Consider the following 26,961-nt stretch of genomic DNA (forward strand, 5'->3'; position numbering starts at 1 on the left):
GGGGGGTGAATCCATGCTTGTTTTAGATAGCAAAATGGCTTGGGTAGACGAGGTTGTGGACAAAATTACGGCCAAAATGGACTGGGTCAGCGAAAAATCGAGAAACAAAATCCCATATACGACCATTGATGGGCAACATGATGACAGGTCGCTCGATAACCCTTCCCATACGGAAGCGGACGGCATAAGCTGGTGGACCAACGGATTCTGGGGCGGAATGATGTGGCAAATGTATCATGCGACGGGCGATCCGAAATACAAGGATGTGGCTGAAATCTCCGAGCAGAAATTGGATGCCTGCTTCCACGACTATTATGGTCTGCATCATGATGTAGGCTTCATGTGGCTGCCTACCAGTGTGGCCAACTTTAAACTGACCGGAAATCCGGAGTCCCGCAAACGGGCAATGCATGCGGCCAATCTGCTCGCTGGCCGTTACAATCCGGCAGGGCAATTCATTCGTGCCTGGAACGACCTGGAGGGCGAAGATACACGCGGCTGGGCCATCATTGACTGCATGCTCAATATTCCGCTCTTGTATTGGGCTTCCTCAGAAACAGGCGATCCCCGTTTCCGGCAGATTGCGGAGAGGCATGCCGATACAACCATGAATGCTTTTGTCAGACCTGATGGCTCTGTTAACCATATCGTTGAATTTGATCCGTTTGCAGGCGGAGTGGTCAAAACCTATGGGGGGCAAGGATACGAGGAAGGCTCTTCCTGGACGCGCGGGCAAAGCTGGGCCTTGTATGGCTTTATGATGAGCTATAACCATACAGGGAAGGAAGAATATCTGTATACGGCCAAGCGGGTCGCCCATTATTTTATCGCCAACATTCCTGAAAACGGAATTATTCCGGTCGATTTCAGGCAGCCGAAGGAGCCTTTTCTTGAGGATTCGACGGCGGCAGCCATTGCCGCCTGCGGTTTGATTGAGATTGCCAAGGCGGTAGGGCCGTATGAGCAAGGTCTGTACCTGGGGGCCGCGATCAAGCTGCTGCAGAGACTGGAGCAGACACGTACCGACTGGACAACCGGCTGCGACTGCATTCTTAAGAACGGCTCTGCCGCCTATCATGCCAGCAGCCACCATCAATCCATCATTTACGGCGATTATTTTTTCATAGAAGCTATGCTCAAGTTCAAGGGAAACGATTTATATATTTGGTAGTAGGGGAATTGCGTTACACACAAGGAAGGGCTGCGATCATTCCGGATTTGACTTTAATTGAATGATCGTTTATTATTCGGACATGAGATATAAAGACAAAAATAAAAACGAAGCCATTTTTCAGGCAACCATTCAGCTTTTGAACGAGATCGGTTTTTCCGAAATTTCCATGTCGAAAATCGCCAAACGTGCTCAGGTATCGCCAGGAACGATCTATGTTTATTTTGAGAACAAGGAGGATATGCTGAGGAAGCTGTTTTTGAATGTCGAGCAAAAGATTAGTTCGAGTATGTTCGAAGGGCTCCATCATCCATTGCCGGTCAAGGCAAGATTTGAACTGATCATGAGCAACTATATTGAATTCATTCTTAACCATAAAGATGAATTCCTCTTTTATGAACAATTTTGCAATTCACCGCTTGTCGAGAATTTGTATCTTGAAGACTCCAGTTTGATGTTCCAGCCTTTTTATAAATTGATTGAGGAAGGCAAAGAACAGAAGTTGCTTAAAGATTACGATACCATGCTGCTGTTGGTTTTGATTTATGCTCCTGTTACCGAACTGGCCAAGCAATATTACAGAAGAGAATTTGAATTTAATGATAAAAATGTGAAGGACTTGATTCAAGGAAGCTGGGATGCTGTCAAAGCATAAGAGTCCTTCTTTTTTTAACTATAAAATGAATGAACATTCAATTTTTATTAATTGGTGGAGAGATATTACTTGAAGGGGGTGATTCATATAAAAAAACGGATCGTACGATGAGTTTTGAAAATCTAACACAATTATAGGAGGCATATATGAAATATTATTTCTTAGGAAAAAGTGGATTACGCGTCTCAGAACTTGCTCTTGGCACCATGACTTTCGGTACGGATTGGGGATGGGGCGCAGGCACGGATGAAGCCCGGAACATGCTGGACGTTTATCTCGATCGGGGCGGAAATTTTGTCGATACGGCCAGTGGATACACGAACGGAAGCTCGGAAAAAATGCTGGGTGAAATTCTGGGCGAGCGTCGTAATCGCATCGTGCTTGCCACGAAATATACGATGAATACGCATCAAGGCGACCCGAATGCAGGCGGAAATCACAGAAAAAGCATGATCCGCTCGGTTGAAACGAGTTTGTCGCGAATGAAAACAGATTATATCGACCTGCTGTATTTGCACTCTTGGGACAACACGACCCCAGTTGAGGAAGTGCTGCGGGCTATGGATGATCTTGTACGAGCGGGCAAGGTGCTTTATGTAGGAATATCGGATACGCCGGCCTGGCAGATTTCGCGGATGCAGACGATCGCCGACCTGAGAGGGTGGTCTCCTCTGGTTGCCCTGCAAAATGAACACAGTCTGATCGAGCGAACGTCGGAAAGAGAGCTCACTCCGATGGCTCAGAAGTTGGGGCTTGGGGTTGTTGCCTGGTCACCTCTGGCCAACGGTCTTTTGACCGGAAAATATTCGAGAGAGGATTTGCAGCAGCGCAGCAAGGAATCCGAAGGCTGGAGCTCGCGGGTAACCATGATGGCTAACCATGGCATGCTGAATGAGCGGGTATTTAATATTGTGGATGAAGTCAAAAAAGTAGCAGCTGAAGTGAATGCTCCGGCAGCACATGTTGCGCTGGCATGGCTGAGAGCACAATCGTCCGTGACATCCATTTTACTGGGGGCAAGCAAAGCCGGACAGCTTGAAAGCAATTTGAATATGCTTGATCTGCAGCTTACGGAGGAACAACTGCAAAGGCTCGACGCGGTAAGCGCGATTGAGCCCGGGTTTCCTCATAAATACTTAAATGACCCCGCCAACCTGTGGGGAGTCTTTGGTGGCGTAGCCGTCGAGCGCCGCTAAGATAAATCTAAAACACCTTCAAGTGATTGTCACCATGTCGATAGATATGGAGATGAGCCTGAAGGTGTTTTTTTTAATAACGACTAAATATATATTCATTACAAAAATATTGTATCATTAAGGCCATATGATTAAAAGTGCTGTAACATAGTCCCGGCAATCGGGATGAGAGGGTATACCGGAGCTTTGTACTAATGATCATGGCATTTCCGGACAATCTGGTGCTCGTAAGCTGTATCTTGATTCGGCAATGACGAATAAGATCAAGCTTGCGACTTTCACAAGTATATTTACAAAAAATATGTTTGAAAGCGTTGACATAATGGAGTAATCGCTATATAATCCGCATTGGATACAAAAATAATGTAATTAAACGATATTATTGTCTGTATCTATGAAGCTACTTCAAAGGGGAGATTCGCATGAAAAGGAAGATAAGCTGGCTGGCATTGACACTGCTGCTTTCGTTCTCATTGGTTTTAAGCGGATGCGGTGGGAGTGGCGGAAGCGGCGGAAGCAGTGATCAGGGGGCCGGAGATTCGTCTGGCGACGGGAAAGTGATCTTGTCTTTCTGGACGTTGTTTGACGGCGGTGATGGCAAGAATATGCAGGCGCTGGTCGATGAGTTTAACAAAACTCACCCGGACATCGTCGTGAAAAATACGAAGCTGGCCTGGGGTGAGTATTACACGAAGCTGATTACTTCTGTAGGCAACGGGAACGGACCGGATATCGGCATATCCCATACCTCCAGGCTCCCTGACCTGATTGATCAAGGGGTAGTAACCGAGCTGGACACCCCGGCAACCGAGGCTGGTGTGGATTGGAACACCTACAATCAGAATCTCTTGAATGCGGTGACCGTGGATGGACAGCATTATGCGGTGCCGATCGATACACATCCTTTTATTATGTATTACAACAAAAAGCTGCTGAAGGATGCGGGTCTGCTGGGCGAGGACGGCAAACCGGTGTTTGAGCAATCGGCCGACGGTTTTGTGAGTTTCCTCAAGACCTTGAAGGAGAAGCTCCCTGCCAAGGTTACCCCATTCGCCTTCTCCAATGTTAACGATGATCCTTACCGCCTATGGTGGGCTTTGTATACACAACAGGGCGGCAATGATGTGATATCCGATGATCTGAAGTTGGCAGCCATCGATAAAGAGAAAGGTATTCAGGCGGCTGATTACGTGCAGAAGCTGTTCACGGAAGGTTATATCAAGAAAAACGATCCGGATTTCTATAAAAACTTCCAGAGCGGCACGGCTGCGATCATGATGACCGGCGTCTGGGCGACAGGAACGTGGGAATCCACGAAAGGGCTGGAGTTCGGCGCCATGCCGATCCCGAAAATTTTCGATCAGGAAGCGACATGGGGGGATTCCCATACGATTATTTTACCGCTGACCCAGGACGAGGACCCGGCCAAACGCAAAGCGGCGATGATTTTTGCCGATTGGGTTGCCGAAAACGGCCAGGTTTGGGCGAAGGCTGGACATATCCCATCCAAACCATCTGTGCTGGAGAAACAGGAGTATAAGGATCTCCCTTACCGCAGCGATTACACCGAGGTCGCAAGTGTCGTTAAATTCAGCAAGCAGTCCACGAAAAACTGGCAAATTCGCGATGAGGCGGCATTCAAATTCTTGAATGAAGTATGGACTGGCAAAATGACGCCGTCTGCAGCAATGGACAACATGGAGACAACCATTCAGAAAATACTGAATGAGTAGTGCCAAAAGAGGGACGCTTATGAAAATCAAAAAATGGAGAGCGGATGTTCAGGCGCTGGTATTTCTGCTTCCCTTCCTGATCATATACGGATTGTTTACCATTTGGCCGATGCTTAAAGGCGTTGAAATGACCTTTTACAAATGGACGCTGATCCGCAAAATGAGTTTTGTCGGACTCGACAACTTCCGCAAGGTGCTGCAGGACAGAGAGGTGTGGGAGGCGCTCTGGCATTCATCCTTTTTCGTCATTTTAAGCACACCGACCATGATTATATTGGCCCTGCTGCTGGCGCTGATCGCCAACCGGAAATCATTTTTGCAAAAGTTTTACCGCATCATCTTTTTTTTACCAAGCGTGCTTTCCGTGGCCGTTGCGGCTTACCTGGGGTTGTTCGTATTCCAGCCTTATACCGGGCTTGTAAATTCAACACTGCATGTCATCGGGTTATTGCCCGAGAATGCTGAAATTTTCTGGCTGACGGAAACGGGGCTGGCCTGGGTCGTCATTACGGTGGTCACTCTGTGGTGGACGGTCGGGTTCAACTTTATTTTGTACCTGTCGGCCATGCAGGAAATACCTGATGAGATTTACGAGGCGGCCAGGCTGGACGGGGCGAGCGATTCCCAAATCTTTTGGCGGATCACCCTTCCGTACCTGACTCCGCTGACCAAAACGATTACGATGCTGCAAATCATTGCTTCATTCAAGGTCTTTATGCAAATTTATGTCATTACAGGCGGCGGCCCGCTGGACCAGACACGTCCGATTATCCAGTTAATTTACCAGACCGGATTTAAAAACAACAATCTTGGTTATGCAGCCACCATGTCCTATATTCTGTTCGTCATTCTGCTGGTGCTGTCTGCGCTGCAATACTGGATTAATAACCGGAAAGGAGCGGAAGGCTGATGAAATGGCTGTATCGTATAGGCTCCGCTTTCATTGCGCTTATGTTTGCGGCTCCGCTCGTCTGGATGCTGGTCGTGTCCGTCAAGGAAGAGGGCATGAAGATCATCACTGTGCTGGACTGGTTCAAGCCGCCGTATTCGCTGGCTGTTTATCAGGAGGTTTTGACGACCACGAAGCTGTCTCAGTGGACAATCAACAGCCTGCTGGTAGCCGTGATTGTCACGGTGCTGACCGTGATTTTTGCCGCCATGGCCGGATTTGCTCTGTCCAAGGTGCCGTTTCGCTACCGCACATTTATGTTCTTTTTCATCCTGGGCGGGCTGCTCATTCCCGGAGAAGCGACCATTATTCCGCTCTATCAGGTAGCGAAGGATTTGCACTTGCTGAACTCATACAGCGGACTCATTATTCCGGCACTGGCCTCTCCGGTGGCTGTGATTGTGCTGAAAAGCTTCTTCGACGGGATTCCCAATGACCTGTTGGAGAGCGTGCAAATGGACGGCGGCGGCATCTGGAGAATTTTCATGAATATTATGCTACCCCTGACCCGTCCGGCCATGGCTTCCATGGCGATTCTGACCTTTATCGGCTCATGGAACAACTTCCTGTGGCCCTTCCTGTCCATTACGGACGACAATTTGTTTACACTGCCGATGGGCATTCCCACATTGATGGGCCAATACTCGGAGGATTACGTTAAACCGATGGTCATTAATGCGGTGGCTTCCGTGCCGATCATTATCTTGTTCATTATTTTTGAAAAGCAGATCGTTAAGGGAATCAGCATGTCCGGCATTAAGGGATGACCGGAATGCTTGCCGGATCCAAGGAGCGCTCGGGTTAAATAGCCTAAATATATTAAGAGGATAGGTGGAAACCGTATGACTACTAAAGCTTATATCAAAGATTATCCGAGGCCGCAATTTGTGCGCAAGCAATGGCTGGATTTGAACGGGGAATGGGACTTTTGCTTCGATGATGAAGGGGTCGGGGAAAAGGAGCAATGGTTCGATCAGTTTCCGGAAGGGCAAAAAATTATCGTGCCATTTACCTATGAGACAAAAGCGAGCGGGATCGGAATAGAGACCTTCCATCCGCTCGTCTGGTACCGCAGAAGTGTGGTAATTCCGCAGGAGGCGGCAGCGAAAAGAACGATTCTGCACTTTCAGGGTGTGGATTATAAGACAAAATGCTGGGTGAACGGTGTGCTTGCCGGCGAGCATGAAGGCGCTTATGCTGCGTTTTCGTTTGATATTACGCCTTATATCAAGTACGGCTCGGAGAACCATATTGTGCTTGAAGTGGAGGACAGCCAGAGCTGCACGCAGCCGCGGGGAAAACAGCGCTGGGTGGAGCAGAATTTTGAATGCTTTTATGTGCAGAGCACGGGGATCTGGAAAAGTGTGTGGCTGGAGTATGTGAATGAGGCAAGAATTGAAGCGGTCAAAATGACGCCCGATATCGATCGCCATATGATCCGCTTTGACTTTCAGCTCAAGGGATTCGAAGGCAAGAGCAATCTGCGTCTGGAGGCGGCCATCGAGCTGAAGGGACAGCCTGTGAGAACGGTCAGCCTGTCTGCCGACAGGTCCTGGATCACGGTGGAGGTCAATGTGCTTCACGAGGCCGGCGGTCCATGGAAGCAGAGCCTGTGGTCGCCGGGCGCGCCAAACCTGTACGATGTGGAGTTTGCTCTGTATGAGGGCGAGCAGGAGCGCGACCGGGTGTACTCCTATTTCGGCATGCGGAAAATATCGATTGAGAACGGGCAGATTCTGCTGAATAACGGCCCACTGTATCAACGGCTGATTCTGGATCAGGGATATTGGCCGGACAGCCACCTGACGCCTCCTTCTGAGGAAGCGCTTATCGAGGATATCGATAAAACCGCCGCGATGGGCTACAACGGGGTCCGTAAGCATATGAAGCTGGAAGACGCGCGCTTTTTATATTGGTGTGATGTGAAGGGTTTGCTGGTCTGGTCGGAAATGGCGGCCACCTTCGAATTTAATGACGACGCGGTCAGCCGTTTTACGAGGGAATGGCTGGAGATTGTGCCGCAGCAGTACAATCATCCGAGCATTATCACCTGGGTTCCGTTCAATGAATCTTGGGGCATACAGCGGATTGAGCATGATGTTATGCAACAGCAGTTTACGGAATCCATCTATCATCTTACGAAAGCAATCGATCCGTATCGCCCGGTTGTAACCAATGACGGATGGGAGCATACGGTCTCGGATATTTTGACCCTGCATGATTATGTGGAGAAGGGCGCAGAGTTTCTGGAGCGGTATCAGGACAAGGAGAGCATCGTAAACAACCAAATTTCCTTTAATCAATGGAAGCGCGCGTTTGCGGAAGGATACGCCTATCGGGGGCAGCCGATTATTGTCAGCGAATTCGGAGGCATTGCGTTCCGCACGGATAAAGGCTGGGGATACGGGAACCAGGTGGATTCCGAGGAAGCCTTTATTGAACGGTTCCGCGCCATCACCGCAGCGATTAAGGCCACCCCTTATATCGCGGGCTATTGCTACACACAGATCACCGATGTGCAGCAGGAGGTCAACGGGCTGCTGACAGAGGACCGTCAGCCGAAGGTGCCGCTTGAAGTGATCCGGGAGATCAATCTGGCTTAAGGCCAATATAAAGCTCAGAACAGGGGCAGCTTTTTTGCGCCTGTTACAGAATCCGGGATACATTGCGGTAAGCGCGCGGGGGCATGCCTTCACATTTGCGGAACAGACGGCTGAAGTAATGGATGTCCGGATATCCCGCCGAGCGTCCAACCTCCTCGATGGTGAGGTCGGTTTCCCGCAGCAGCCTTCTCGCTTCGCGGAGCCGCAGCATCTGAATATATTCACCGGGAGGCATGCCCGCTATCTTTTTGAACACTTTGATCATATGATCCTCATTCATGCTGAGCCGTTCGGCGAGCAGGGGATTGGACCACGAGGCGGCAGGATCGCTTTCCATCGCCGCCATTAATTCCAGCATCCGGTTGCCCTGCTGCGGCAGCTTCACAGGATCATAGCTTTTCTGCGCCCTGAGCAGCAGACCGAGAATCTGGAGCATGAGGCCTTTGCATATGACACTGAAGCCGGGCGGGCGCATCGTAAATTCGTGGACAAGCTGCTCCATAAGCTGCACACAGAGTGGAGAGGGAGCATACAGCCAGCGGCTTGATAAAGGCTCGAAGCCTTCGGCCACCGCTTCAACGCCGAATTTTCCCTCCTCAACCCGAGCCTCGTTCACGACCATATCCGTATCGTTCAAAATCATCATTTCATGGAAGAAATCAAAGTGAATTCCGATAAATTGGGCATTCGGGGAAGATAGCACTTCATTTCGATGATAGACGCCAGCCGGAATAAAGAGCAGCCTCCCGGCCGGTATGGTAATAGTTGTCCCGTCCTGCAGATGTGTGGCCGCTTCCCCCTTGCGCACATACAGCAGCTCAAAATCATAAATCCTTCTTCCTGGCAGAGTACCCGGGGGAAGCTTCTGAAAGCGGGCGTAATGGATGCCCGGAGACCATTCCGTGAAGGATGTCGTTTTTTGAAAAAGACCGGAATTGTGCAAAAGGTTCCCTTCTTTCCCTAAATCATTTCCGCTAGTCTTCTGATAAAATATCCGTGATTATATGGATAATCATACCCTTTCTACAGAGAGAAGCAAGCGCTGCTCTGTATAGGACAGGAGGCGGTATTGTGAAAAAAGGCATCAACATTTGGTCATTTCCGGGGGACATGCCTATTGCGGAATGTGCTGAAATTGCCAAAGATGCAGGCTTTGCCGGCATTGAGCTGGCTCTTACCGAACAGGGAGAACTGGGGCTGAACATTACGGACAAGGATGCTGCCCGCATTAAGGATTCTGTACACAGCGCAGGGCTGGAGATCGCGGGTCTTGCGACCGGACTGTATTGGGATTACTCCATGACAAGCGATGATCCCGGCGTAAGGCAGAAGGCGGTTGATATCTGCAAAAAACAGCTTGATCTTGCCCAGGTCCTTGGCGTGGACGCCATTCTGGTCATCCCCGGCGCGGTAGGTGTCGATTTTATCCCGGATTTCCCGGCGGTAAGCTATGACAAGGTGTATGAGCGGGCTTTGGAAGCCGTATCCGGCCTCGCTGATTACGCGCGCGCTGCAGGTGTTGCCATCGCATTGGAGAACGTCTGGAACAAGTTTTTCCTCTCGCCCCTGGAGCTGAAAGGATTTATTGATACCGTTGGCTCGGATCATGTCGGTTCTTATTTTGACGTTGGCAATGTTGTGCATTCCGGGTATCCGGAGCACTGGATCAGCATCCTGGGTCACCGGATCAAGAAGGTTCATTTCAAGGATTACAGGCGCGAAGTGGGGGGATTGGCTGGCTTTGTTGATCTGCTCGCGGGGGATGTGAATTATCCGGCTGTCGTCGAAGCACTGCAGGCCATCGGATACGACAATTACGTAACTGCGGAAATGATACCGTCCTACAAGCATCATTCTGTTCAGATTGTATACAACACGTCCAGCTCGATGGACGCCATCCTGCAGGATGCAAAGTGATTGAATCAGGGAGGAGAGCCTTATGCTGAACATTGGATTGGTAGGCTACGGGTTTATGGGACATATGCATCTGGAAAACTATGTCCGTATGATGAGGGAAGGCATGCCCATTCAAGTGGCGGCAATCTGCGATGTGCGGATTGACGAGCTCAAGCATGAGAAGGTGGAAGGCAATATCTCCACAGAGACGGACACAAGCCCAATCGATCTGTCCGCTTTCCGGCTATATAAGGATTTGGAGGACATGCTGCAGAACGAAAAGCTGGATGTGATCGATATTACACTGCCTACTGATCTGCATGCGGATATCGCCTGTGATCTGCTGCAGTGGGGCTATCATGTGTTTTGCGAAAAACCGATGGCTATCAACTCGGATGAAGCGGCACGCATGGCAGAGACTGCCCGCACAAGCAGGGGAAAGCTGATGATCGGCCAATGTCTCCGCTTCTGGCCCGCTTATGTCTACCTGAAGGAGACGGTGGACAGCGGCAGATTCGGACAGGTGACAGGCGGCTACTTCTTTCGCGGCAGCGAGGCTCCAAAGGGCTGGCTGCTGCAAGCCAAGCGCAGCGGGGGAGCGCTGCTTGATATGCATATTCACGATTCCGACGTCATCCAGTGGATTTTCGGGATGCCAGAGCAGGTATCGACCATCGCCCGCAGCTGTATCCCGGGCAGCGGATACGATATTGCCTCAACCCACTATCACTACGAGGACGGCAAAGTGTTGAATGCCCAAGTGGATTGGACGCTGGAAGGGGATTTCGGGTTCTCGATGACATATCGGGTGAATTTTGAAAAAGGCAATCTGGTGTTTGAAAACGGCAAGGTCAAGGTTCACCCGAGCGACGCTCCGGGCTTTGTGGCCGAGCTGTCGGATGAAATGGGATATTATCCGCAGCTGCGCTACTTCCTGGAGCGTGTCATGAGCGGGGAGCCGATCCGGAGAACGACACCGGAAAGCGCGCTTCTCTCCGTCAGGCTCGTGGAAGCAGAGATGCTGTCTGCATCCCGGAACGGTGAGAAGGTTGCTCTGTCCAATGTGCCAGTTAGAAGCGCCAGTATTTGATTAGCAACACGAACAAGCCGTCCTCCAGCTCTTCCGAAGAGAGGGGACGGCTTATTCTTTTAACCTGCCCATCACCACTGTATTGTAAAACCTGCCGCCGGCCAGCAGTTTGTCGTTCTTTAGTACACCCTCCATTTCGAAGCCCAGTTTTTGATACAGTGAAATGGCCTTGTCGTTCGTCTCCAGTACGTTCAGGGTCATTTTTTGAATGCCGGTGCTATCGGCCCAACCGATCGACTCCTGAAGCAGATTTTTTCCTATACCATAACCCCAGTAATCCTTCAATACACAAACTCCAAACTCAACCTTATGGGAAAACCGTTTTAAATCATTGCCTTCGCACCTGGAAAATCCGATGATCCGGTCACCAACCTCGGCCACCAAAAACAAGTTTCGTGGCTTCTCTGTGTCTGTTTTTATCAACTGCTCGAATCCCGGAACGTCTATAAAGGCCTCTCCGGGTTCCCTGTCCAGATACTCGGTCTCGCCATCAATCCGCAATCTTAATTCGGATAGCTGTTGCGCGTCTTCAGGGACGGCTGATCTTATGCTGAAGGCGATTCCTTTGTTATGTATTTCCTGTTTATTCAACTTTGGCTCTCCTATTCAGCGGCAATGCGCTATGAGATTTAGATTCTATTAAAGAATAACTTCAATTCATAGAGTAAATTCGCCTCAGGCTTTTCGTCAAGCATCTATTTGGAAGGGAAATCACCATGAGCGGAGTAGGACAGGTATTCATTTCCAATCTTAGATAATTCCATATAATAGATTTGTAGAGAGGAGGACGCGTTCAGGATTTAACATGTTTCCGTGAGAAGTCCGCTTCCTCTGAGCCTATGCTTCCGAAGCGAGTTTTGTTCGAAGCTTATTCAGGAAGCAGCGCTCACAAAACTTTGAGGAGGGGATAAATCTCGGCTAGGCGAAGCCTAAATGCACTTATCTATTGTATGAGGCGGCGCTTTCCTAGTCGAATGATTGTGTGGTATGATGGGAATATACGTTCCCATTAAGGCGGTGACTCTTCGTGCAAATCACGTATCAATTTCGCCTCTACCCGACCCCCGAACAGGAAGAACGCATGATTCGAACGTTGATCTTGTGCCGGAAGCTGTACAATCGGGCGAAGGAGCAACGGGATATCGTCTACAATCAAGAGGGCAAAACCGTCACCTACGCCAAGCAGCAAAATGAATTGCCTGCCTTCAAGAAGGAATTTTCCGAATATAAAGAAGTTCATTCGCAAGTGTTACAAGATTGCCTGCGGCGTTTGGATGATGCCTATCAGCGGTTCTTTCGCGGCGATGCGGGTTTTCCTCACTATAAGTCCGCCGACCGATATCTCTCCTTTACATATCCTCAGCCTGGTGCGGTAGGCAAGACTTTCGCCCGGGATGGATACGTCTATCTGTCCAAAATCGGCTTTGTTCGTCTGCGTATACATCGTCCGTTCGACCGGGCGAATGTGACGCAAATCAACGTAAAGCGGCATGCAGACGGATGGATCATGGGGATCGGTGTGAACATTGAGACAGCAGAAGCCGACCAGACGGCGGAAACAGCTGTGGGCATCGACGTTGGGTTACACACGTTTGCGGCGCTGTCCGATGAGACGAAGGTAGAGAACCCACGGTATCTGCGAAAATCGGAGAAACGGCTCAGACGCGCCCATCGGCAGCTATCCCGCAAAGCGCGCGGTTCCCGCAATCGGCAGAAGGCCAAACGGAAAGTGGCGAACATCCACCAGAAAGTGGCACGGCAGCGAAAAGATTTCTTGCACAAGCAATCGCATCGCATCGTTCAGGGACATGATCTGATTGCGGTAGAGCAGCTGAAGGTGAAGAACATGATGCGTAACCGCCGACTGTCCAAAAGCATCTCGGATGCCGGATGGCGAAGGTTCATCACATATCTGTCGTATAAAGCCGCAAGACAGGGGAAGCGACTCGTACAAGTGCCCGCCCACGGCACATCGCAAACCTGCATATGCGGTGCGGATGTTCCCAAAACGTTGGCGATCCGGCTTCATGAATGCAAAGAATGCGGACTGGTGCAGGATCGAGACATCGTTTCGGCCCGAGTCATTTTGCAGCGGGCTTTGAACATCGTAGCGTGATGGACCGAGACCGTAGGGAGGGTTTGCCCCGAACGGGATGCGTGCCGCATCGAACGCTTGTGGAGATCCAGTCAGACCTTTCCTACAGAAAGGCAGCGATCGTCGAAACAAGAAGCCCCCTCCTCTTCAGGCGGTGGGAACATTCACGAAAACGTTTACCTACTTCCTTAAAGGGGGTGGTTTACAGCATCGGATGAATTCGAAGGAGCGAGCTGTTTTGGTCATTGCGAATTAGATGAAGGGGGAACAGCGTATGAGAGAATTCAAACAAGCAGCCGTCTACAACCTCTCTAATGGAAACTTTCGGGTGACGGTCGGAAATTATGGAGAAATTACGAACCTGCAGATTGTCGGTGACAGCTTCCCGACCAACTATGTGATGAATGCCAGCAACGCCCCGCAGCAAAACACATCTGAGCACCAGTGGCTGGGCGAGCTGATGTTTACGTACCGCCTGAATAATGGGGCATGGACGACAGCCTGGAGCAGTCGTTCCGCCGACGGGCGGACTCAGAGCCAGAATGGCAGCACGGTCAACGTGACCTATCAAAACTCCAGCAATGCGCAGGGCATTCGCAATTTTAAAGTAGATGAATCCTACTCTCTGGTCAGCGATTATTTGCGCTGGTCGATCACAGTGACGAATACAAGCGGACAACCCCTTGAAATCGGGGATTTCGGCCTGCCGTTGCCGTTCAATGAGTATTGGTCCGGGGGCAATAATGAACAAATTTATGAAACCCGGGTCGTTACCCACTCCAATGTGGCCAACAACAATTCCTATATTACGGTTCAGCGGCCCAGCGGAATCGGGAACACACTGCTTATGGTGCCCGACACCTCCACTGGTGCAGGCTTTGAATATATGGACAACTGGCGTATCGAAGAGCATTCTGGCAGCACATGGGCGGCCGACCAGGGCGGCTGGCCCGAAGGCTTGACGGTGTTCTATATCCATTCCAATGTGATCAAGAGCACCAATCGCGGTTATTTGCCAAATACGAGCCTCGTGCTGGCGCCTGGAGAAAGCAAAACGTATGCGTTCAAATTTTTTAAAGCTGCGAATGAGCAGGCGGTAAAAGACAGGCTGTATGGGGAAGGCATGATTGATGTTACCGTCATCCCGGGCATGATCGTGCCGACGGATCAGACCGCCAAGTTCAGCCTGCGGACGAATAAGCAGATTGCGTCACTCGCCGCGCAGTATGCTTCCCAGACGACAATCACTCCGCTTGGTACTGCGGCGGGGGGTCACCGTTTGTATTCGCTGCAGCTCAGCCGCCTGGGTCAAAATAATATTACCGTCAACTACGGAAATGGCGAAAAAACTGTGCTGCAGTTTTACGCTATCGAGCCGATTGGTGATGCTTTGCAGCGCCATGCGACCTTTATGGTCGAGAAGCAGCAGTGGAATGTGCCGGGTGATCTGCGCGACAAAGTCTTCGATGACTGGATGATGCAGACCAAGTCACTCAGAAACGTGTTTAACGGATATTGGGGCTGGGGCGACGACTGGGGATATACGCATGGCCAGTTTCTGGCTGAGAAGAATGTGCAGAAGCCGGTCGTCTCGGAAATCACTGCAGTGGACAAGTATCTGGAAACGGCGATTTGGACCAATCTGATGAACGGGCATCATTCGGACTATCTCATTCATGACTTTTTAATGCCTGAGCCCAATACGACGCCAACTTATCGGGGGTACGCTTATCCGCACGTGTACAACACCTATTTCAGCATGTACAAGATTGCCAAGCTGTACCCGAACATGGTTAGTTACATCCAACCCCGTACGACTTACCTGCTGCGCGCCTACAATATTTTCAAAGCCCTTTACGATGGTCCGGTTGCTTACAACTGGAATACCGGTCTGATGGGCGAAATGACGACACCTGACATCATCAAGGCCCTAAGGGATGAGGGTTACACGACACAGGCCAACGACCTTGTGAGTAAAATGGCAACCAAATACAACAACTTCAAAAATACAACGTACCCGTACGGGTCGGAGTACAACTACGACAATACCGGCGAGGAATCCGTCTACACGCTGGCGAAGATGAACAACAACCTTACCATGAAGGAGAAAATCAACACAAAAGTGCGGGCCACGCGTGGGCATATGCCGTTATGGTATTTTTACTCCGTGCCGGTTACGATTACCGGGGAACCGTGGTGGAACTTCCAGTACACCGTCGCTCTGCAGGGATATGCGATGGACGACTGGGTGCGGAATCATTCCGCCAATCCGGAGATTGAGCAGCGCCTGACCTATGCCTCCAAGCTTGGCAACCTCAGCGCGATCAACTCCGGGCAGATCAGCTCAGACCCGGCCAATATCGGCGCGGTGGCCTGGACCTATCAAATGACCAAAGGCAATTATGGGGCATTTGGCGTTGGAGGCGGACCGTTATTCAACGGCTGGCGGGGAATGTCCGGCGAAGCCGATCTTGGCTTGTGGGGCGCGATCAAAATTTTGAGTGCTGACGTGGTGGTCGACCCGCTCTTCGGCTTGTATGGTTATGGCTGTGAGGTGAGTGAGAGTGGGGGCAATTATGTCGTAACTCCGAAGGATGGCGTGTTTCAGAAGCTGAATCTGATCACGGAAAAGCTGGGCATGTCATTGGAGCGCGACATCTATACGACGGCTACCGTGGCCAAAGACAAAAGCAATATCCGCTTCTCGCTAACCAGTACCACGCCCGGAACAGCGCATACAACGAGAGTGACACTCACTGGACTGCAGCCGGGATCTTATAATATCCTGATCAACGGTAACGCGGCTGGGGGGCTGACTGTTGTGAGTGGACAAGCGGCTGTAGCCGAACTGAGCATCGGGACGGCAAACGCCTACAGTATCGAACTGCGGCGCTGATTCTTAAAACGTCCCGATAAATCATCTCCAAAACCCTAATTTATGATCAAAGCCGTCCTTCAATCTATCTGAGGACGGCTTTGATTTTGTATGATAAATATTATTGGTCTGCCTTACCGTGGGAAGGATGCAGCTTAAACCGTGCAACCAGCTGTTGAAGCTGCTCGGCCATCCGGGTCAAATCTGCGGCGGAGCTGCCGATCTCCTCCATGGAAGCAAGCTGCTGCTGTGCCGCAGCGGATACGGTTTCCGAATTGCCCGCTGTTTCCTGGGAAAGACGGCCGACCTCCTCCATGGCATGAACGACAGTGGTTGAATTCCGAGCGAGCTCGGCGGCAGCCACAGCGATGGAATCGATTTGCTGCGCCGACTTGCCGATCGACTTGCGAATGCGGGAGAAGGAGCGTCCGGAAAGATCCACGGCCGTAATACCTTCGCCGACGCGCTCTTTTGCCGCATCCATCCGGCCAGTGGCGGTTGCCACACCGGATTGGATATCGTGTATCAGCTCAGTAATCTGCTGTGCGGACTGGGCGGACAGCTCGGCCAATTTGCGGACCTCTGTCGCCACAACGCTGAAGCCGCGGCCGTGCTCGCCTGCCCGGGCAGCCTCGATGGACGCGTTCAAGGACAGCAGGTTGGTTTGCTTGGCAATTTCGGAGATGGTGCCTACGATACTGCCGATGTGTGACGAACGTGTATTCAAATCTTCAATCACACTGTCCAGCTCCGATACGGTCGTCTGGATGCTGTCCATTTTCATGACAGCATCTCCGATCGCTTCGCTTCCGGAGTCCGCAAGTGTAATGGAGGCGGCGGCAATCTCGGACATCTGCTGCATGGAAGCAGAAATATGATCCACCTCGGCGGACATCTCCTGCATCCGCTCATCCCCTTCATGAATCGTCATCAGCTGCTTCTCCGTGCCTGAGGCCACCTCCTGCATGGCGAGTGTCACATGCTCAATGGCTGAAGTAGTCTGTTCAGCCCCAGCCGCAAGCTGCTGAGAGGAGGAGGACAGGCTGTCCGTCATCTCCTGCACCTGCAGGATCATGGAGCGCAGGTTATCGACCATTCCCTGGAAATGGCGGGACAGCTCCCCGATTTCGTCATTTCGGGCGGTAGCCACTTGCACTGTCAAATCTCCCCCGCTGATCTGCTCCGTATTCTGCTGCAGCCGCTTCAGCGGCTGCAGCAGCGAATGAATAAGCAGCGTAGCCAACACGCCAATGACAAGAATGGCAGCGATAATAACGATCAGGGTTGTATTACGGATCGGCTTGACGGCATCGGTGATTTCGGAGCTCATTATGGCTCCGGCCACCTTCCAGCCGGTAAGCTCATTGGTGGAAAAGGCCATTTGTTTCATCTGCCCGCCATAATTGTATGTAAATGTATCCTCGTCAGCAGTAAACATTTTATCTACATAATCGGCATTAATGACCTTGCCCAGCTCTTCGGTCGGATGCGTGACATACTGCTTGCTCTGGTCCATGATGAGGATATATCCGCTCTTTCCTACCTGAATATCGGTCATCTCCTGCAGCTTGCTCAGGTTAAGAGACAAGCCGAGTACCCCTTGTCCGTCGGCAATGGTGCGGGAGATAAACACCACTGGAATATTGTCCGAATTCATGGAAACAGCAGAAATCACGGTCTGCCCAGGCTTCGCCGCAGCCTGCTTGTACCATGGCCGTTCGCGCGGATCGCTTTTGCTGTCAGAGGCATCCTCGCGGGCGCGTACAATATCCTGATTTTCCGTTCCGATAAAGAAATTCTGCACCTCCGAATGGGTGGCCAGATAAAGCTCCAGCTTGTCGCGCAGGCCGGATGCTTCCGGATCAGCAGCATCCTGAGCATTAAACAGCTGCGCATAATGCTCAATATCCGCCGTCTTGCTTCCGATCTGCTGTGACACCATCTTGTTGGCAATGTCAACATTGGCTTGCGCGTTATCCAGCATCTGCTGCTCAAAGTTGCGTGCCGAGGAATTATAGGATAAAGCACCTACTGCCACGGCGGGGATCAGCATGACGATAATAAAGGTGATCATCAGTTTCTTATGCAGTGTCATTCTCGTTATTGATTTCATACCTATAGACCCCTTTTACCTGTTTGTAATAACACAATGTGTAAGTAATATCGGCTTGGAGGCCTCAAATATGTATATTTACATTCAACAATATTGTTACATTTTGTTAGAAGGGAAATTTAGTAGAGTTAAGTTTTTGTTATCTCTGACGGCCTGTCTTTTGTGAACGGATCAGTTATACTTGCTAGGGAGGAAAGTGTGAAAGGGGAGGAAAAGAGTATGAATCCAGCATCAGATGAGCTTCGGTATCCTGTCGGAAAGTTTGAATACGTGCCTGTGGCCGGGAAAGAGCAGCGGGAGCGGTATATCGGGGAAATCGCAGAGCAGCCGCAAATTTTGCGGGAGCTTGTGAAGGGGTGGACGCCTGAGCAGCTGCGAACGCCTTACCGTCCAGGTGGCTGGACTGTGCTGCAGGTCATCCATCATCTGGCGGACAACAATATGAATGCGTATGTTCGTTTCAGACGCGGATTGACTGAAGATAATCCGGTCATCCCCGGCTACCGGCAGGATGACTGGGCCGAATGGGCAGATTATCATACAGCGGGGGCGGAAGCTTCGCTGCTGCTTATCGAGGCGGTGCATGCCCGTTTTGCAGCGCTGCTGCGTACGCTCAGTGAAGAAGATTATCAAAGAACCTTCAGAAACGAGCAGCTTGGCGGCATGACGCTGGATGCTGCTTTGCAAAGATTCGCCTGGCACGTAAGGCATCATACGGCGCAAATTCAAAGCTTGGCGGACCGTGAAGGCTGGAAAACCAAATCATAATCCTTTTAACTGTCTGACATAATTGTAATGAGGAGGTTTATTTATGGGATTTTTAACCAAAAGCGGATTTGAGCAGGCTGCGGCATTTATGAAGCATAAGGCCAGGAGGCTGGAAAAGGGCCTGTTTGAGTATGAATTTGAGTCCGGTCCTTTTCATGCCGTACTTGCAGAACTGAAGACATATCAGAATGATGATGGCGGATTCGGGAACGGTCTGGAACCGGACCTCCGCTGCCCGGAATCTTCCGCGCTGGCAACGACACGGGGCCTTGAGATATTGCAGATCGGAGAACCCTCGGAGCTGCGTACAGAAATGATCCTGAATACGCTGGATTTTCTTGAAGATACATATCAGCCGGAGTTAAAGGGCTGGGACATGATCCCGAAGGAAGCTGAAAACTATCCGAGAGCCGTTTGGTGGAATTATGGGGTGTTCAGAGACCATTGGGGCAATCCCAATGCAGATATCCTTGCTTTTTTGATTGATTATCGCTCTGTCTTTAAATTTGCGAGTTTGAATCCATTGATCGATCATGCCATGGAGTACCTGCTGAATCAGTGCGATCTGTCCGAAATGCATGAATTGTTCTGCTACCTGCATTTGGCGGAAAGATTGGATAGTGAACAGGGAAGCAAGATAGCTGATAAACTTGAGCAGTTCCTGGATCGGTGCGTGGACAGCCGTACCGGAGAACGGACAGGATACGTTGCAAATCCCCTGCAGGTGGTGCATTCTCCAGCTTCTCCTTACTATAAAAAGTATGCGGAAGTCATTCCCGCCGAATTGGACCTGCTTGTTCATCAGCAGGCTGATGATGGTTCGTGGGAGCCGAACTGGACTTGGCATCAATTTGAAAAGGAATGGGTGGAGGCCCGGAGAGAGTGGCAAGGCGTGCTTACACTGCAGGCGCTCAGAACGCTACGGAACTTTAACCGAATCGAAGATTGAACATAGGCTCAATCCCCGGGCTCAAGAAGCGATGTATAACCGCAGGCGGTACAGAAATGTGCCGCTTGCGGCCATAGGGGCAACCCCTTACTTTTTTGACAGGATAGCTTACTTTTCTTTATGTCATCAGGGATGGAATCCCGCTACAATATTTTTTGTAAGCGATTACAAAAGAAAAGGGGAGGAAATTCATTGATGCTGCCTATGAAAAAGTGGGTTGCCCTGTGCTGCATATCCCTGTTATTGCTCGCTACAGCCTGTTCGGGAGGAACCTCCGGCTCGTCGTCTTCTTCCGATGGCAATAACCAGGGGAAATCCGCCGATCAAATTGAGCTTCGCATGACATGGTGGGGCTCGCAGACCCGCCATGATCTGACGACCAAAGTCATCAAGCTGTTTGAAGAGAAGCACCCCGGCATTACGATCAAACCGGAATACTCCGGTTGGGATGGCTATTTTGACAAGCTGACCACTCAGGTCGCCGGCTCCAACGCCCCGGACATCTTGCAGATGGATTATGCCTTTTTGACCGACTTTGCCCGGCGCGGTGCGCTGCTGGATCTGACCCCTTATGCGGAAAGCAAGGAGCTGCGTACCGGGGAGCATGACAAAAGCATGCTCAAGGCCGGGACGGTTGATGATAAGCTGTACGCCATCACGCTTGGCGTGAACGCCCCTGGCGTCATTTACGATGCCACGCTGTTCAAGGAGCTGGGCATCGAGGAACCGAAAGAAAGCTGGACGTGGGAGGACTTTGGCAAGATTGCCGCCAAGATCGCGGCTGCCAAGGGCGAAGGCTTCTATGGCTCGGTGGACATTTCAGGAACGACCAACATGTTCGAAATTTTTATCCGCCAAAAGGGCAAGGGGCTGTTTGATGGAGGAACCTTGACGGCAACCAGCGAGGAACTGCAGCAGTGGTTTGACATGTGGGGTACGCTCCGCGAGAACGGTGGGGCCACCCCTGCCGAAGTAACGGCCTCCACGACCAGCGCGCTGGAGACACGACCGATCTCTCTTGGAACGGCTGCCATGGAGTTTACCTGGTCGAACCAGTTGCTCACATTCCAGCAGGTCAACAAAAATCAGGATCATAAGCTGGCGATCCAGGTCATTCCCCATAGCGCGGGTGAGCAGCAGATCGGTGAATACTTGAAGCCAGGCCAGTTCATCTCCGGTTATGCCAAAACGAAGCATCCCAAAGAGGTGGCCATGTTTATCGACTTTATGGTGAATGATCCGGAAGCAACCGCCATTCTGGGCTCGGAGCGCGGCGTGCCTGTCAATTCCAGCGTTCGTGAGCAGCTGCAGCCTTCGCTGTCAGGCGCGGAGCAGGAGATTTTTAAATTTATCGACATTGTGTCACAAAACTCCAGCGAGATTGATCCCCCATACCCGCAAGGATATTCGGAAGTGGATTCAAGCTTCAAGACCGCAAGCGAGCAGATCGCATTCGGCCAGGGCAGCGCTCAGGAGGTCATTGCACAGTTCATTGCCAACGCCAAGGCGGCGCTTGCCTTAGGGAAGTAACGGTTTGCACACGTCCGGACTTCAAATGAGCGGGAGGTTATAACATGAGTGCAACACAGGTCAGCCATACGCAAGCCGAGCGTATGGCGGCCAGGGGGGTGAAACGGAGATATGGCCACAACCGGGCAGCTCTCCTGTTCCTCGCTCCGTGGCTGATTGGATTGCTGCTGCTGACGCTTGGTCCCATGGCGGCCTCGTTATATATTTCGTTTACCGACTACAGTATCCTGACCGCCCCTGTATGGGTCGGTTTGAGCAACTACATTACGATGTTTACTTCGGATCCGTTGTTCATCCAGTCCCTGAAGGTTACGTTTACCTATGTTGCCGTCTCCGTCCCGGTCAAACTGATCTTCGCGCTGCTGGTGGCGCTGCTGCTGAACAAAGGCATTCGCGGACTTGGCATTTACCGTACCGTATATTATATTCCTACACTGCTCGGTGGCAGCGTGGCCATCGCCATGCTGTGGCGCAAAATGTTGGGTGGCGACGGCTTGCTGAACGGGCTGCTGGCCATGATCGGCATCCAGGCGCCGGATTGGGTCGCCAACCCGAAATATGCCCTGTATTCCATCGTGCTGCTGTCCGTATGGCAGTTCGGTTCATCCATGATTATTTTCCTGGCAGGCCTGAAGCAGATTCCGCCGGAATATGACGAAGCTTCTGCCGTGGATGGGGCCGGACCGGTCCGGCGCTTTTTCAGCATTACCCTGCCGATTCTGTCACCTGTCATCTTCTTCAACCTGGTCATGCAACTGATCACGTCGTTCCAATCGTTTACGCAGGCCTTCGTCGTCAGCAACGGCAGCGGCGGCCCGGTCAATTCGACGCTGATGTACTCCCTGTACCTTTACAAAAAGGGATTTTCGTTCTACCAGATGGGCTATGCGTCCGCCATGGCATGGATCCTCGTGCTTCTGATCGGCGTGTTTACATTGCTCGTGTTCCGCAGCAGCAAGCTGTGGGTGCACTATGAGGACGGTGGAAAATCATGATCGGACAACGCAGCTCTACGGCATGGATCGTCACGAAGCATGTGCTGATTTCGGCCATTGCCTTTGTCATGCTGTATCCGGTGCTCTGGATGCTCGGCAGCTCGTTCAAGCCGGGACATATGATTTTTACGGAGACTTGGTTTTGGCCGCAGGAATGGAACTGGAGCAATTACATGAACGGCTGGACAGGGATTCAGGGCAATCCGTTTTCCCGTTTCCTGACGAACTCGGTTATGCTGTCGCTCGGGGCGGTGCTGGGCAATGTCATCTCCTGCTCCATGGCTGCCTATGCCTTTGCCAGACTCGATTTTCGCTTCAAATCGATTGGCTTCGGCCTGATGCTGATGACGATTATGCTGCCGCATCATGTCACGCTCATTCCTCAGTACATCCTGTTCAACCACCTGGAATGGATTAATACGTATCTGCCGCTTGTAGCGCCGAAATGGCTCGCAACGGATGCCTTTTTCATTTTCCTGATGGTACAGTTCTTCCGCGGGCTGCCCAGGGAGCTGGATGAGGCGGCCACGATTGACGGCTGCGGCCCTGTTCGCATTTATACCAAGGTCATCCTTCCGCTCGCTTTCCCGGCGCTGGTGACAACGATGATCTTTACCTTTCTGTGGACATGGGACGACTTCTTCAGTCAGCTGATCTATCTCAGCGATGTAAGCAAGTATACGGTGCCGTTAGGTCTGCGCCTTTTCCTTGATTCCAGTTCCCAATCTGACTGGGGACCGATGTTCGCGATGTCCGTCCTTTCACTCGTGCCCTGCTTTATCGTCTTTATCGTATGTCAGAAATACTTCGTGGAAGGCATCGCGACCTCCGGGCTCAAAGGTTAATTCCAAGACGAAGCGAGGGATTCCGCATGAGGGTACGAAGCTGGTCCTTGTTCATCCGCCAAAAGCTGCAGCAAAGCAAGCTCACCACATTGATGGTGACTTGCTTTATTGCGTTTAATCTGCTGCTCGTATCTGTGATCGTGTGGCTTGCCTACCAGTCGTTCTCCACAGTGACGTTTACGGAGATCAGCAAGGCGCGTCTGGCACTCCTTAACGAGAGCACGCGGCGGGGCTTTGATTTCATCACGAACGTGACGGGCACGGCCTATTCCCTGGCAAGCAACCGCGAGCTGTCGGACCTGCTGGAAACGACCGGGGCCGGAAGGCTGACGCAGATTCACCAGCGGCGTGAGGTTGCCAAAATACTGGAGCATACCGTGGTGGTAAGTGAGGGCATCACCTCCGTGGAGCTGTACACCGATGCCTTCAACGGTGTGACGGTAACGACAGCAGATGGCATCTATCCTGTGGATACGATCGCTGCCGATTCCTGGTTTGGCACATTGGAGCAGGCGGACGCAGCTTGGGTGCCGCTGAAGGAGAATGTATCGGGCCATTCGCTGATCGGGTATGCCCAGCGCATTTTCGACAGTCGCGGCCGCACGATGGCGTTTGTTCTGATCCGGTTAAGCCGTGAGGACATCGTGCGCAGGTTTGCCGATCTGCCTTTTGTGCTGGACGGGCAGGTGCTGCTCGTGGATACGGCGGGCAGCGTCATCATGCAGATGGGTGGAACGGGCATGGCAGGAACGGCCGGCAGTTCTACCGATTCGCCGGACCCGGAGCTGGCAGCCGGCAGGGAGCCGGACCCCGTCATCGATCAGGCCTGGCTTGAGGAACACGCAGCGCGTGGCGAGGACGGGTTCGAGGTGGTGTCCGGTCCGGGCGGCTCGCGGCTTGTTCTCTATTCCCGGCCTGCCATGCTGCAGTGGCGTCTGATACAGATCATTCCCGTACACACGCTGCTGACTCCGGTCAAATCGGCGGGATGGCAGGTTCTGGGGGTGGCCATTCTGGGACTGATGTGTTCGGCTGTGCTCGCATGGCTGTTCGTACGCGGCATCGTACGGCCCTTAAGGCAGCTGATCAAACACATGCGGCAGCTGGAAGGCGGAGACTTCGACACGCGCATCGAGCTGTCCTTTACCGAGGAATATGCCCATCTGGCGAATGGCTTCAACCATATGGCCTCCCGGCTGACCGGGCTGCTGGATCAGGTTCGCGAGGAAAGCCGGGCGAAACGGGAAGCCCAGACCGGGCTGCTGGAGGCGCAAATCAAACCGCATTTTCTATACAATACGCTGGATATGATCCACTGGCGCGCCATGGATTATCAAGCCCGCGATATCAGCCGTATGATCGTAAAGCTGAGCAAGCTGCTGCGCATCGGGCTGAGCGGGGGCAGGCTGTTTATCCGCGTAAGGGATGAACTGGAGCATGCCCGCTGTTACATCAGCATTCAAGAGGAGCGTCTGCCTTTCTCCATCGATTATGAGGAACAGATTGATCCGCGTGTGCGCGGCTGCTACATTCCGAAAATCATTCTGCAGCCCTTCATTGAAAATGCCGTCATGCACGGCCATCCCGCCGGGGGAGTGCTGCGTATCCGGGTGGAGATACGGGCAGAACCCGGCGGGCCGCAATCCAAAGTGATCATTCGCATCACGGATAACGGCCAGGGACTGCCGGAGGGATGGAAGCTGGAGGAGGCCAGCGGCATTGGTGTGCGCAATGTGCATCAGCGCATTCAGCTGTATTGCGGAACGGCGTATGGTGTTCTGCTGGGGGTTGCTGAATCGGGCGGCGTGCAGGTGACCCTCACGCTGCCGCGTATCGATAATGAGGAGCAGTTGAATCTTTGGCTGGGTGGTGAGAGTGCATGAAGACCATTATGCTGATTGATGATGATCCGCATATGCTCCGGGCCCTGACCGACCACATTGACTGGTCATCCCTTGGACTGTGCATTGCAGGGACAGCCTCAAATGGTGTCGATGCGCTGGAGCTGTTCCATCACGTGCAGCCTGATCTGGTTATGACAGACGTATACTTGCCCGGTATGACAGGGCTTGAGATTACACAGACGCTGAGGCGTGATCACCCTCATCTGCCGATTATCATCCTGAGCGGCTATGACGAGTTCGAGAATGCCCGCGCGGCGATGCGTTGGGGTGTGAATCATTTTTTGCTGAAGCCTGCCGAAGTGGAGGAGATTGAGGCTGTGCTGCGCGAGGTACTGCTGGAGCAGGACGTGCGCGAGCGGCACGAGAGGCTGGAGCGGACCTACAGGCAGGAGATCGGACGCATGCTTCCCTATCTGAGAAAGCAGTTTCTGCACGAGTTGTTATCCACGCGTTATCGGCAGGAGGAGCTGTCTCCAGAGCGTATGGATTACGTGGGACTCCGTAGACCCGAGCGCGTGCTTGCTGTCAGCCTGCAGCTCAATCGTCCCGAATTCCTGACACGCTTGAAGGAGCGGGACTGGCAGCTGCTTCGCTATGGAGCGGCGGATATTATCCGGGAGACTGTGCAGGGGTACGCGCAAAAGATGGCAGAGGGGCATATCGAGGTGCTCGATTACTCGGACCAGGTGTTCGTGCTGGTACTGCTTGAGGGCGACTGTCCGCCGGAGCCATTGGAGCCGCTGCTTCAGCACATGATCGATCAGATATTTACGTACCTCAAAATGGAAATGAGCGCTGGCGTCGGAACCTGCAAGGCTCATCTATGCGAGCTGATGGATTCGTATCTGGAGAGCCGGGAGGCCCTGGAAACGGCGGAATTCCAGGGGGGAAGCCGTGTGTACTGCTATGAGGCATCCGGGTGGACGGAGCCGGAAGCTCCCGATTATTCCATACAGCTGCAGCAGTGGAATGAAGCATGGGCCGAAATGCGGCCTGATCTGGCGAAGGAGGCATGGCGGCGTATTCGTGCCCTGTTGGAGGAAGGGGGCGGCTCCAGCATTCAGGATGTGCAGGTGGTGGCTATGAGTCTGTTCAACACGCTGATCCATAGCTGGAACCGGCGATACCCGAGGCTTGACCCTCCGCTGACGATGAGTGAATTCCTGAGGGGAATTCAGCTTAAACATGCGCTGCCGGATCTGATTGGCTGGCTGGATGGCATTATCGAATGCTGGCTGGAGCAGACACGGAAAGAGACGGCCGAGAAGAAGAGCAACAAGCTCGTAGCCCAGGTGAAGCAGTATGTGGAGGAGCACTATGCGGAAGAGATCAGCTTCGAGGCCATCGCACGGGGACTGTATGTTCATCCCAAATATTTGAGCCAGCTGTTCAAGCGGGTTACGGGAGAGAACTTCGTAAGCTATCTCAATGGATACCGGATTCAGAGGGCGATGGAGCTGTTGCAATCGGGACATTACATGGTGTATGAGGTGAGCGAGATGACGGGATTTCGAAACGCCACCTATTTCAGCCAGGTGTTCAAGATGCTTACCGGCAAAAGTCCGTCTGAAGTTGGTTAGGCATGGATAATAAG

The 26,961-nt window shown here is 52.0% G+C and carries 20 protein-coding genes and 1 pseudogene; 18 read left to right on the plus strand and 3 right to left on the minus strand.

Annotated elements, in window-relative coordinates; all coding sequences use genetic code 11:
• Positions 1-13 precede the first annotated feature (13 nt).
• The 7 genes from ACE41H_RS06575 (at position 14) to ACE41H_RS06605 (ending at position 8,307) form a co-directional block, all read left to right on the plus strand.
• On the plus strand, positions 14-1,171 hold the full coding sequence (locus tag ACE41H_RS06575; RefSeq protein ID WP_375354170.1) for a glycoside hydrolase family 88 protein: 1,158 nt from the start codon (positions 14-16) through the stop codon (positions 1,169-1,171).
• A gap of 61 nt (positions 1,172-1,232) precedes the next feature.
• A complete protein-coding gene (locus tag ACE41H_RS06580) occupies positions 1,233-1,826 on the plus strand; it encodes a TetR/AcrR family transcriptional regulator (protein ID WP_375354171.1) in 594 nt (197 codons plus the stop codon).
• A gap of 146 nt (positions 1,827-1,972) precedes the next feature.
• Positions 1,973-3,022 carry an aldo/keto reductase gene (locus ACE41H_RS06585; RefSeq protein ID WP_375354173.1) on the plus strand — a complete coding sequence of 350 codons (1,050 nt, stop codon included), beginning with the start codon at positions 1,973-1,975 and terminating at the stop codon, positions 3,020-3,022.
• Positions 3,023-3,444: 422 nt separating this feature from the next.
• The gene (locus ACE41H_RS06590; RefSeq protein WP_375354174.1) at positions 3,445-4,755 is read left to right on the plus strand and encodes an ABC transporter substrate-binding protein; all 1,311 of its coding nucleotides are present in this window, start codon (positions 3,445-3,447) and stop codon (positions 4,753-4,755) included.
• Between the two features lie 19 nt (positions 4,756-4,774).
• Positions 4,775-5,665 carry a carbohydrate ABC transporter permease gene (locus ACE41H_RS06595; protein ID WP_375354176.1) on the plus strand — a complete coding sequence of 297 codons (891 nt, stop codon included), beginning with the start codon at positions 4,775-4,777 and terminating at the stop codon, positions 5,663-5,665.
• Positions 5,665-6,471 (plus strand): carbohydrate ABC transporter permease, encoded by an 807-nt coding sequence (locus tag ACE41H_RS06600; RefSeq protein ID WP_375354177.1) that lies wholly within the window; start codon positions 5,665-5,667, stop codon positions 6,469-6,471. Before ACE41H_RS06595 ends, ACE41H_RS06600 begins: the two co-directional genes overlap by 1 nt.
• Positions 6,472-6,546: 75 nt before the next feature.
• Positions 6,547-8,307, plus strand: coding sequence for a glycoside hydrolase family 2 protein (locus tag ACE41H_RS06605; protein WP_375354178.1), 1,761 nt, complete (start codon positions 6,547-6,549; stop codon positions 8,305-8,307).
• 43 nt (positions 8,308-8,350) lie between these two features.
• Here the strand turns inward: ACE41H_RS06605 and ACE41H_RS06610 are convergent, their stop codons facing one another.
• Complete coding sequence (locus ACE41H_RS06610; protein WP_375354179.1) at positions 8,351-9,250, minus strand: helix-turn-helix domain-containing protein; 900 nt, start codon at positions 9,248-9,250, stop codon at positions 8,351-8,353.
• 128 nt (positions 9,251-9,378) lie between these two features.
• Here ACE41H_RS06610 and ACE41H_RS06615 point away from each other — a divergent pair, with 128 nt between their 5' ends.
• Together ACE41H_RS06615 and ACE41H_RS06620 are read left to right on the plus strand one after the other, a co-directional pair.
• Positions 9,379-10,224, plus strand: coding sequence for a sugar phosphate isomerase/epimerase family protein (locus ACE41H_RS06615; protein ID WP_375354180.1), 846 nt, complete (start codon positions 9,379-9,381; stop codon positions 10,222-10,224).
• Between the two features lie 22 nt (positions 10,225-10,246).
• On the plus strand, positions 10,247-11,293 hold the full coding sequence (locus tag ACE41H_RS06620) for a Gfo/Idh/MocA family protein (protein ID WP_375354182.1): 1,047 nt from the start codon (positions 10,247-10,249) through the stop codon (positions 11,291-11,293).
• A gap of 51 nt (positions 11,294-11,344) precedes the next feature.
• Here the strand turns inward: ACE41H_RS06620 and ACE41H_RS06625 are convergent, their stop codons facing one another.
• Positions 11,345-11,884: a GNAT family N-acetyltransferase gene (locus ACE41H_RS06625; protein ID WP_375354183.1), complete on the minus strand. Its 540-nt coding sequence runs from the start codon at positions 11,882-11,884 to the stop codon at positions 11,345-11,347.
• A gap of 436 nt (positions 11,885-12,320) precedes the next feature.
• On the opposite strand from ACE41H_RS06625, the gene ACE41H_RS06630 reads away from it, so the two are divergent.
• Entirely contained in the window at positions 12,321-13,409 is a 1,089-nt protein-coding gene (locus tag ACE41H_RS06630; protein WP_375354184.1) for an RNA-guided endonuclease InsQ/TnpB family protein, read from the plus strand.
• 253 nt (positions 13,410-13,662) lie between these two features.
• Positions 13,663-16,278 (plus strand): annotated as a pseudogene (locus ACE41H_RS06635) (DUF5695 domain-containing protein); the annotation flags it as partial.
• 106 nt (positions 16,279-16,384) lie between these two features.
• Here the strand turns inward: ACE41H_RS06635 and ACE41H_RS06640 are convergent.
• A complete protein-coding gene (locus ACE41H_RS06640) occupies positions 16,385-18,376 on the minus strand; it encodes a methyl-accepting chemotaxis protein (RefSeq protein ID WP_375354186.1) in 1,992 nt (663 codons plus the stop codon).
• Between the two features lie 219 nt (positions 18,377-18,595).
• Between ACE41H_RS06640 and ACE41H_RS06645 the strand changes: the two genes are divergently transcribed.
• The 7 genes from ACE41H_RS06645 to ACE41H_RS06675 all read left to right on the plus strand — a co-directional run bounded on the left by ACE41H_RS06645 (position 18,596) and on the right by ACE41H_RS06675 (position 26,947).
• Positions 18,596-19,144 carry a YfiT family bacillithiol transferase gene (locus ACE41H_RS06645; protein WP_375354188.1) on the plus strand — a complete coding sequence of 183 codons (549 nt, stop codon included), beginning with the start codon at positions 18,596-18,598 and terminating at the stop codon, positions 19,142-19,144.
• A gap of 43 nt (positions 19,145-19,187) precedes the next feature.
• Positions 19,188-20,093, plus strand: coding sequence for a hypothetical protein (locus ACE41H_RS06650; protein ID WP_375354190.1), 906 nt, complete (start codon positions 19,188-19,190; stop codon positions 20,091-20,093).
• Between the two features lie 195 nt (positions 20,094-20,288).
• Positions 20,289-21,623, plus strand: coding sequence for an ABC transporter substrate-binding protein (locus tag ACE41H_RS06655; protein WP_375354192.1), 1,335 nt, complete (start codon positions 20,289-20,291; stop codon positions 21,621-21,623).
• Between the two features lie 83 nt (positions 21,624-21,706).
• Positions 21,707-22,618, plus strand: a complete 912-nt coding sequence (locus ACE41H_RS06660) for a carbohydrate ABC transporter permease (protein WP_375354497.1) — start codon at positions 21,707-21,709, stop codon at positions 22,616-22,618.
• Positions 22,615-23,463 (plus strand): carbohydrate ABC transporter permease, encoded by an 849-nt coding sequence (locus tag ACE41H_RS06665; RefSeq protein ID WP_375354193.1) that lies wholly within the window; start codon positions 22,615-22,617, stop codon positions 23,461-23,463. Before ACE41H_RS06660 ends, ACE41H_RS06665 begins: the two co-directional genes overlap by 4 nt.
• A 26-nt stretch (positions 23,464-23,489) precedes the next feature.
• A complete protein-coding gene (locus ACE41H_RS06670; RefSeq protein WP_375354194.1) occupies positions 23,490-25,346 on the plus strand; it encodes a sensor histidine kinase in 1,857 nt (618 codons plus the stop codon).
• The gene (locus tag ACE41H_RS06675; protein WP_375354195.1) at positions 25,343-26,947 is read left to right on the plus strand and encodes a response regulator; all 1,605 of its coding nucleotides are present in this window, start codon (positions 25,343-25,345) and stop codon (positions 26,945-26,947) included. Before ACE41H_RS06670 ends, ACE41H_RS06675 begins: the two co-directional genes overlap by 4 nt.
• Positions 26,948-26,961 lie beyond the last annotated feature (14 nt).

Origin of the sequence: Paenibacillus enshidis (assembly GCF_042136365.1) — a bacterium.
Lineage (GTDB): Bacteria > Bacillota > Bacilli > Paenibacillales > Paenibacillaceae > Paenibacillus > Paenibacillus enshidis.